Raw genomic sequence first — 8,561 nt, forward strand, 5'->3', positions numbered from 1 at the left:
TGGATATTTTTTATTTTCCACGTGGGCGTCATTCATTTCCTCCGAAGTTTCATTTGATTCCTCCGAAGAATTTTTTATTCCCCACGTGGAAAATAAAAATTCTCCACCTGGATATTTCGAAATATCCACGTGGAAATCAGTTTTCCCCGACATAGTGCCCATATCGATATGTAGTCGACTCTAAATTATTGTAACGAGTAGGCGTTGAGTTTGCCCAGCCAAGGCTAAAGCATTATGATTGTTTTTTAGGAGTTCCACATGAACAACAAGCAAGGAGTAGAAGAGGTAGATGAGTGCATTGTATATAATGTGTCAGCCCTGACAAGAAACTGGAGTTTCATACGAAGGAAACTATAGATTGGTCGAAATTGAGTTATTGCTGTCCGACAAAAGTTCGAGATAGCAGGACGAGGAACATTTTTCTCTCTCTAGAGCGTCAAACCGTTGTAATTGTTGGAGCAAATTATTACCTTTGTCCTCGTAAGCGTAGACACCCACGCAGAGACTCGCTGCTGGTGTGCTCTACAAGGCATGCAAAAAACATAGACTACATATAGATGGACTCCAAGATTAAGGAACTCACCGACAAAATCTACCACGAAGGGGTAGAAAAGGGAAATCAAGAGGCTGCTCAGATCTTAGCCAAGGCTAAGCAGCAGAGCGACGAGATGGTCGCTACCGCACAAGCCGAGGCACAGCGCATCGTGAATGATGCCCAGCGTCAGGCAGCAGATTTAACTAAAAACACCCAAGCAGAGCTCAAGCTTTACGCTGAGCAGGTGGTCAGCTCTACGCAGAGTACCATCGCAGACAGTCTGACGGATCGCATCGTGCGAGACAATGTCAAGGCGATGACGACGGATGCAGACTTCATGCAGAAGTTGATGCTCGCCATCGTACAGCAGTGGACGGTCGGTGAGCCAATGGTCATCGAGACAGCCAACGCCGAGGCTCTGGAGAAGTATATGCTCGGCAATGCTAAGGCACTACTAGATAGCGGTCAGGTAACGATCCGCACGGGATCGGCTCAAGGAGCTGGCTTCTCCGTAGCACCTGCTGATGGCTCGTACAAGGTCAACTTCGGAGAGGAGGAGTTTGTCAACTTCTTCAAGAGCTTCCTACGTCCTCGTCTTGTGGAGGAGCTTTTCTAAGCAAGCTATATATAAGGTATAGGTGAGGGGTGCCTAGAGACTCTCTACACGCCACTTAACTATGCGCTAGCGAAGACATTATGGCAAAGTACTACGCGACCATCGCAGGTCTGCCAAACATTGGAGTAGACGACCGCAAGCTACCGATACAGACGGATGCGCTGCAGGCGGAGCTACGACAAGAGCTCACCAAGCGTGACAGACGCCTCTTAGACCTACTCCTCATGGAGCAGGAGATACCGCAAATCTTGGAGACGATCAATGCGTGGCTCTCGGACGACTCGATCCACTGGGAGGATGACCCCTCAGAGATCGAGCTGGAGCCTAAGGAGCCACTAGAGACGATCGATGCTCAGGAGCTGGCTGACTATATCATAGCTGTACAGCAGCGCACGAAGCGTCCCCGCACGAAGCACCTCCCCGACTTCATCAAGGAGTACATCGAGATGCGTCTCCCCGACCCCGAGCTGGAGGAGGAGCTAGAGGAGGAGCGGGCTGAGATGCGTGAGGAGCTACAGCAAGCGGAGGAGCCCTACACGATCTGGCAGCTACGCCTAGAGCAGGATAAGCTCATGGCGATGTACTACGACTATCTGATGCATCAGAAGAATAGATTCGTAGCCGAGTGGGCGGAGTTCAACCTTAACATCAAGAACATCTTAGCCGCCTACACCAGTCGGCAGCTGGGCTTTGACCCCAAGGAGTATATCATCGGAGGAGGCACGCTGCAGCATCATCTGCGCACGTCGCAGGCTGCAGACTTTAGCATTACGGAGGAGCTCTTTCCTCAGATACAGCAGTTGGTCAATATCAGTCGCGAGGAGGACATCGCTCGTCGCGAGCAGCTGATAGACCGGCTTCGCTGGGATTGGCTCGAGGAGCAGACCTTCTTCAAGCCCTTTGACATAGAGTATCTCCTAGCCTACTATCTAGAGCTGGAGATACTGGAGCGCTGGGTATCACTCAACGAAGAGACGGGCGAGCAAGTCTTCCGTCAGATAGTCTCTCAACTCAAGCATGAGAGCACCACCTCGCTAGAGGAGTTCAAACGCAAACAAAAGAAATAATAGATACAATGACAAACGGTGTGGTAAAAGGAATCGTCTCTAACCTCGTCACGGTAGAGGTCGATGGTCCCGTATCGCAAAATGAAATATGCTACATCACCGTACGCGGGGTGGAGCTGATGAGCGAGGTGATCAAGGTGATCGGTGCAAACGTATATGTACAGGTCTTCGAGAGCACTCGTGGTATGAAGGTAGGCGACAAGGTCTCTTTCACTGGGCACATGCTTGAGGTGACTCTGGGACCAGGTATGCTCTCCAAGAACTATGATGGTCTGCAGCACGACCTAGACAAGATGGATGGTGTCTTCCTCAAGAGAGGTGACTACACCCACCCACTAGACACGACTAGGAAGTGGGACTTTACGCCTATTGCTAAGGCGGGCGACACGGTACAGGCTGGCTCGTGGCTGGGGCAGGTGGACGAGAATCACCAGCCGCACCGCATCATGGTACCCTTCGTCATGGAGGGGAGCTACACGGTCGAGAGTGTCAAGCCGGCGGGTCAGTACACTGTCGAGGAGACGATCGCTGTGATCGTGGACGCTGAGGGCAAGAAGCATGACATCACGATGATCCAGCGTTGGCCGGTCAAGGTGCCTATCCAGGTCTACAGTGAGAAGCCTCGTCCCTTCAAGCTTCTAGAGACGGGCGTACGAACCATTGACACGCTGAACCCAATCGTAGAGGGTGGTACGGGCTTTATCCCTGGTCCTTTTGGTACGGGTAAGACGGTCCTCCAGCACGCTATCTCTAAGCAGGCGGAGGCGGACATCGTCATCATGGCTGCCTGTGGTGAGCGTGCTAATGAGGTGGTGGAGATCTTTGCCGAGTTCCCTGAGCTCGAAGACCCACACACGGGACGCAAGCTGATGGAGCGTACGATCATCATCGCTAACACGAGTAACATGCCAGTGGCTGCTCGTGAGGCTTCGGTCTACACCGCTATGACCATCGCTGAGTACTACCGCTCGATGGGTCTCAAAGTACTCCTCATGGCTGACTCGACCTCTCGCTGGGCACAGGCACTGCGTGAGATGTCTAACCGTCTAGAGGAGCTGCCTGGACCAGACGCATTCCCGATGGACTTGTCGGCTATCGTGGCAAACTTCTACGCTCGTGCCGGCTTCGTCTATCTCAACAACGGCGAGACGGGCTCTGTGACCTTTATCGGTACAGTCTCTCCAGCAGGTGGTAACCTTAAGGAGCCTGTCACGGAGAATACGAAGAAGGTGGCTCGATGCTTCTACGCTCTAGAGCAGGAGCGCGCCGACAGTAAGCGTTACCCCGCTGTCAACCCGATCGATAGTTACTCTAAGTATATCGAGTACCCTGAGCTCAAGGAGTACATCACGGCAGACCTCGGCTCTGACTGGCTGGACAAGGTAAACGAGATCAAGACACGCATGCAGCGTGGCAAGGAGATCGCAGAGCAGATCAACATCCTTGGTGATGATGGCGTACCCGTAGAGTACCACGTGACCTTCTGGAAGTCTGAGCTGATAGACTTTGTAATCCTACAGCAGGATGCCTTTGACGATATCGACTGCAACACGCCTCTAGAGCGTCAGAAGTATATGCTCGACAGAGTGATCAAGATCTGTCACACAGACTTCAACTTTGAGGACTTCAACGAGGTGAGCACTTTCTTCAAGGAGCTCATCAACGACCTCAAGCAGATGAACTACTCGGAGTTTCAGAGTGAAGACTTCAAGAAGTACCAGCAGCAGTACGAGCAGCTGATCGAGCAGCAGTCTACGCACGCCACCTCTAATATCTAACCTCTAGTATCTAACGTCTCACAATGGCTACACAAGCTTTTCAAAAGATATATACACGCATCACCAACATTACCAAGGCTACCTGTATGCTCCACGCTACGGGGATCGGTAATGACGAGCTAGCAACAATCGATGGCAAGCTCGCTCAGGTGGTTAGAATCAATGATGACGAGGTGACTCTACAGGTCTTCGCAGGCACTGAGGGCATCCCAACCAATGCTGAGGTTATCTTCCTCGGTGAGGCACCAGCTCTCAAGGTGAGCGACCAATTGGCTGGACGCTTCTTCAACGCTTACGGGGAACCTATCGATGGCGGTCCACAGCTAGAGGGCGAGGATGTAGAGATCGGCGGTCCTTCGGTCAACCCTGTACGTCGTGACCAGCCCTCCGAGCTGATCGCTACTGGTATCGCTGGTATCGACCTCAACAACACGCTCGTGACGGGACAGAAGATCCCATTCTTTGCAGATCCTGACCAACCCTTTAACGAGGTGATGGCACTCGTAGCACTCCGTGCCGAGAGCGACAAGATCATCCTCGGTGGTATGGGTCTGACGAACGATGACTACCTTTACTATAAGAAGACCTTTAGCAATGCGGGCGCATTGGATCGTATCGTGAGCTTTATCAATACGACCGAAGACCCCTCTGTGGAGCGTCTACTGATCCCCGATATGGCACTGTCGGCAGCTGAGTACTTTGCCGTGCAGAAGCATGAGAAGGTGCTGGTCCTCCTGACCGATATGACCAACTACGCTGATGCGCTCTCGATCGTCTCGAACCGTATGGACCAGATCCCCTCTAAGGACTCCATGCCAGGCTCACTCTACTCCGACTTGGCTAAGATCTATGAGAAGGCGGTGCAGTTCCCCGACGGTGGCTCCATCACGATCATCGCTGTGACGACACTCTCGGGCGGCGACATCACGCACGCTGTGCCTGATAATACGGGTTACATCACCGAGGGTCAGCTCTATCTGCGTCGTGACTCCTCGATCGGTAAGGTGATCGTAGACCCCTTCCGCTCGCTCTCTCGTCTGAAGCAGCTAGTCATCGGTAAGAAGACTCGCGAAGACCACCCGCAGGTGATGAATGCAGGCGTTCGTCTCTATGCCGATGCGGCCAATGCTCAGACCAAGCTAGAGAACGGCTTTGACCTGACAGACTACGACCAGCGTACGCTAGACTTCGCTAAGGACTATGCCAACGACCTCCTAGCTATCGACGTCAACCTCAATACGACCGAGATGCTCGACCATGCGTGGAGTCTCTTTGCCAAGTACTTCACACCCGCCGAGGTGAGCATACGTCAGAGTCTTGTGGATAAGTATTGGCCTACAGATAGTAAGGTCGACAAAGCTTAAGGAGAGAGATGGCGATCAAGTTTCAGTACAACAAGACCTCGCTACAGCAGCAGCAGAAACAGCTTAAGATGCGAGAGCGCACCCTGCCCACGATCAAGAGCAAGGAGAGCGCCCTGCGTCTAGAGGTCAAGAAAGCTCGCCGTGAGATAGATGCTCTCAATGAGCAACTAGAGCAGGGCATACAGGGCTACCAGGATATGGTGGCGCTGTGGGACGAGTTTGACCCTACGCTGGTCAGCGTCACCGACGTGAAGCTATCGACGAAGAAGATAGCTGGTGTCGTCGTCCCTGTGCTAGACAATATAGACTACGAGGTGAAGCCTTTTAGCCTCTTTAGCCATCCCTCGTGGTTTGCTCAGGGAGTCGAGCTACTCAAGGCACTAGCCACGCTGGGCATCGAGGCGGAGTTTCTCAATCTCAAGCTAGAGTATCTCGAGTATGCTCGTCGTAAGACTACGCAAAAGGTCAACCTCTTTGAGAAGGTTCAGATCCCCGGCTACAAAGATGCTATACTCAAGATCAAGCGTTATCTAGAGGATGAGGAGAGTCTCTCCAAGGCTTCGCAAAAGATCATGCGCACCAATCTAGAGATTCGTGCTGCCAAACAAAAAGAGCGACTAGCACAATGATAGAGAAAATAGATAAGTACCTCTTCCTAGTCTATCACCAAGACTACGACAGCTTCCTCCTCAAGCTACGCGACCTAGGGGTCGTGCATATTAAGGAGAACAAGCCGACCAGTGAGAGCGAACAGATCAAAGAGATCGTTGTGTCGCGTCGTCATCTGTCAGACCTCATCCGCACACTCTCTCGCAAGCGCTCTGAGGAGCAGCCCATCGGCGCTCCCCGTAAGCCCGCTAGCACAGAGGAGGGCGAGGCACTCCTACAGCAGATCGAGACTCTCCTAGAGGATCGCCGCCAGATAGCCTCTCAGATCGAGAGCCAGCAGCGAGAGAATGACTACTGGGAGCCGTGGGGCGAATATGACGTCCAGCAGCTAGAGCGACTCCAGCAAGCGGGTTATCCCGTCCGCTTCTACATCATCCCCACAGCTCAGTACCAAGAGCACTGGGAGGAGGAGCACAACGCCATCATCATCGACACCCGACGCTCGCATCACTACTTCATCACCGTCGGTGACAAGAGCACCGAGCGCATCGAGGCGGAGCAGATCAAAGCTCCGACCCACACCGCCAGCGAACTGGCCGAGCGACTAGCCTCTTTCGAGCAGCGTGCCGAGCAGATTGAGACGGAGATCCAGCAGTTTATCGATCAGCACCTAGAGGACTTGCAGGGTTACGACCTCCTCCTCCAGGACAAGTATCAGATGAGCAACGCCTTCCTACAGGCAACGGGCGAGGCGGATGACAAGGTCATGCTCCTCGAGGGGTGGATACCGAACAAGATCGTCCCCGAGGTGCGACAAGAGCTAGATCAGCTACCCTGTTACTATGCTGAGCAGGAGATACTCGATGAGGACAAGATCCCCATCAAGCTCCAGAACAACCGCTTCAGTCGACTCTTCGAGCCGATCACGCGGATGTACTCACTGCCGAACTACTCGGAGCTTGACTCGACGCCACTCTTTGCGCCCTTCTTCATGCTCTTCTTCAGCTTATGCTTTGGAGATGCAGGCTATGGACTCGTCATCTTCCTTTTGGCGACCATCTTCAAGCGCAAGGTCAAGGGGCAATCGACTAAAGACATTTGCTCTCTAGCGCAGTGGCTCGGAGGCACCACCGTCGTGGTCGGTTCGCTACTCGGCACCGTCTTCGGTATGGTCATGCCATGGGCCAATGATGGCTCCGTACTAGGCAGCGTCCGCAACGACTACTTCCTCAATCAGGACAACCTCATGCTCCTCTCAGTCGTGCTGGGTATCATTCAGATCCTCTTTGCTAAGACCGTGGCAGCCGTCAAGATACAGAAGCAGCGAGGACTCAAGTATGCACTCTCTTCGTACGCCTGGGTCATCGTCATCTTTGCCCTCATCATGGCTGTGGCACTGCCGATGGCTGCGACAGGGATACCGAGCTACGTCACCAACATATTCTACGGACTGGCGATAGCTGCAGGACTCGTTGTGGTCTTCTACAACAGCCCAGGCAAAAACATCTTCCTCAACATCGGCTCCTCACTCTGGGCAAGCTACAACACCGCCTCGGGACTACTCGGAGACACGCTCTCCTACATCCGTCTCTTTGCGATCGGTCTGACGAGTGGTGTGCTGGGTGGGGTCTTCAACAACCTAGCGGTCTCTATGTCTGAGGGCCTGCCCGTCGGACTCAATTGGCTCGTGATGGTCTTCATCCTACTCTTCGGACACGGACTCAACTTCGGACTAGCTATCATCAGCTCGCTCGTACACCCGCTGCGTCTCACCTTTGTGGAGTACTATAAGAACAGCGAGTTCGAGGGTGGCGGTAAGCCCTACACCCCCTTTAAGGTCAACTAAACAAGCAATAATCAAATCAATAACAGATATACATAACATGAACGAACTAATTGCATACGGAGGCGTAGCCCTCATGGTCATCCTAACGGGTATCGGCTCCTCTATCGGAGTTACCATCGCAGGTAATGCGACCATCGGATCTATGAAAAAGAACCCCGATGCCCTCGGTCAGTACATCGGTCTCTCCGCTCTACCCTCTTCGCAGGGTCTGTACGGCTTCGTCGGCTTCTTTATGGCCAACACCCTCATCAAGGATCTCCTCACCGCTGGCGCACTCGGTGCCGGTGCTGCGTGGGCTATCTTCGCTGCTGGGCTCAGCCTAGGTATAGTTGGTCTCTACTCAGCTATCCGTCAGTCTCAGGTCTGCGCCAATGGTATCAAGGGTATCGGTGCTGGCAACAACCTCTTCGGAGCAACGATGGTCATGGCCGTCTTCCCTGAGCTGTACGCCATCCTAGCCCTACTCGTATCGATCCTAACCTTTGGAGTCGTCAGAGGTCTATTCCTCGCCGCATAGAGGCACCCCGTCAGAGTCCCCGTTGCTTTAGCGACATACTCTACAGATATGGGCTACTAGATAGCCTCGACAAACTATCGGACAAGTCCTCGGCAGAGATTGCTCTGTCGGGGACTTGTTTTGTTTGGTCTCTCCTCCCCCTTATTGAGTCTGTTGCAAAAGTCAACAGTCAGGACAATCTTGCTTGCAAGATTGTCCTGACTTTGCAGAAAGGATGAAGCGCAAGGCG

Annotated in this window: 7 protein-coding genes; all 7 read left to right on the top strand. The window is 53.0% G+C overall.

Annotated features, from left to right (window positions below):
* The first annotated feature begins 557 nt into the window (after window positions 1–557).
* The 7 genes from RDM37_RS08180 to RDM37_RS08210 all read left to right on the top strand — a co-directional run bounded on the left by RDM37_RS08180 (window position 558) and on the right by RDM37_RS08210 (window position 8,332).
* Window positions 558–1,151 (top strand): hypothetical protein, encoded by a 594-nt coding sequence (locus RDM37_RS08180; RefSeq protein ID WP_293964851.1) that lies wholly within the window; start codon window positions 558–560, stop codon window positions 1,149–1,151.
* 80 nt (window positions 1,152–1,231) lie between these two features.
* Window positions 1,232–2,218 carry a DUF2764 family protein gene (locus RDM37_RS08185; RefSeq protein ID WP_296953712.1) on the top strand — a complete coding sequence of 329 codons (987 nt, stop codon included), beginning with the start codon at window positions 1,232–1,234 and terminating at the stop codon, window positions 2,216–2,218.
* A gap of 8 nt (window positions 2,219–2,226) precedes the next feature.
* Entirely contained in the window at window positions 2,227–3,996 is a 1,770-nt protein-coding gene (locus tag RDM37_RS08190; RefSeq protein WP_308556632.1) for a V-type ATP synthase subunit A, read from the top strand.
* A 23-nt stretch (window positions 3,997–4,019) separates the two neighbouring features.
* A complete protein-coding gene (locus RDM37_RS08195) occupies window positions 4,020–5,360 on the top strand; it encodes a V-type ATP synthase subunit B (protein ID WP_308556634.1) in 1,341 nt (446 codons plus the stop codon).
* A gap of 8 nt (window positions 5,361–5,368) precedes the next feature.
* On the top strand, window positions 5,369–5,989 hold the full coding sequence (locus RDM37_RS08200) for a V-type ATP synthase subunit D (RefSeq protein ID WP_004331622.1): 621 nt from the start codon (window positions 5,369–5,371) through the stop codon (window positions 5,987–5,989).
* The gene (locus tag RDM37_RS08205) at window positions 5,986–7,815 is read left to right on the top strand and encodes a V-type ATPase 116kDa subunit family protein (RefSeq protein ID WP_308556636.1); all 1,830 of its coding nucleotides are present in this window, start codon (window positions 5,986–5,988) and stop codon (window positions 7,813–7,815) included. Before RDM37_RS08200 ends, RDM37_RS08205 begins: the two co-directional genes overlap by 4 nt.
* A gap of 37 nt (window positions 7,816–7,852) precedes the next feature.
* Window positions 7,853–8,332: an ATPase gene (locus RDM37_RS08210; protein ID WP_273474280.1), complete on the top strand. Its 480-nt coding sequence runs from the start codon at window positions 7,853–7,855 to the stop codon at window positions 8,330–8,332.
* Window positions 8,333–8,561: the final 229 nt, after the last annotated feature.

Source organism: uncultured Porphyromonas sp., assembly GCF_902489635.1.
Lineage (GTDB): Bacteria > Bacteroidota > Bacteroidia > Bacteroidales > Porphyromonadaceae > Porphyromonas.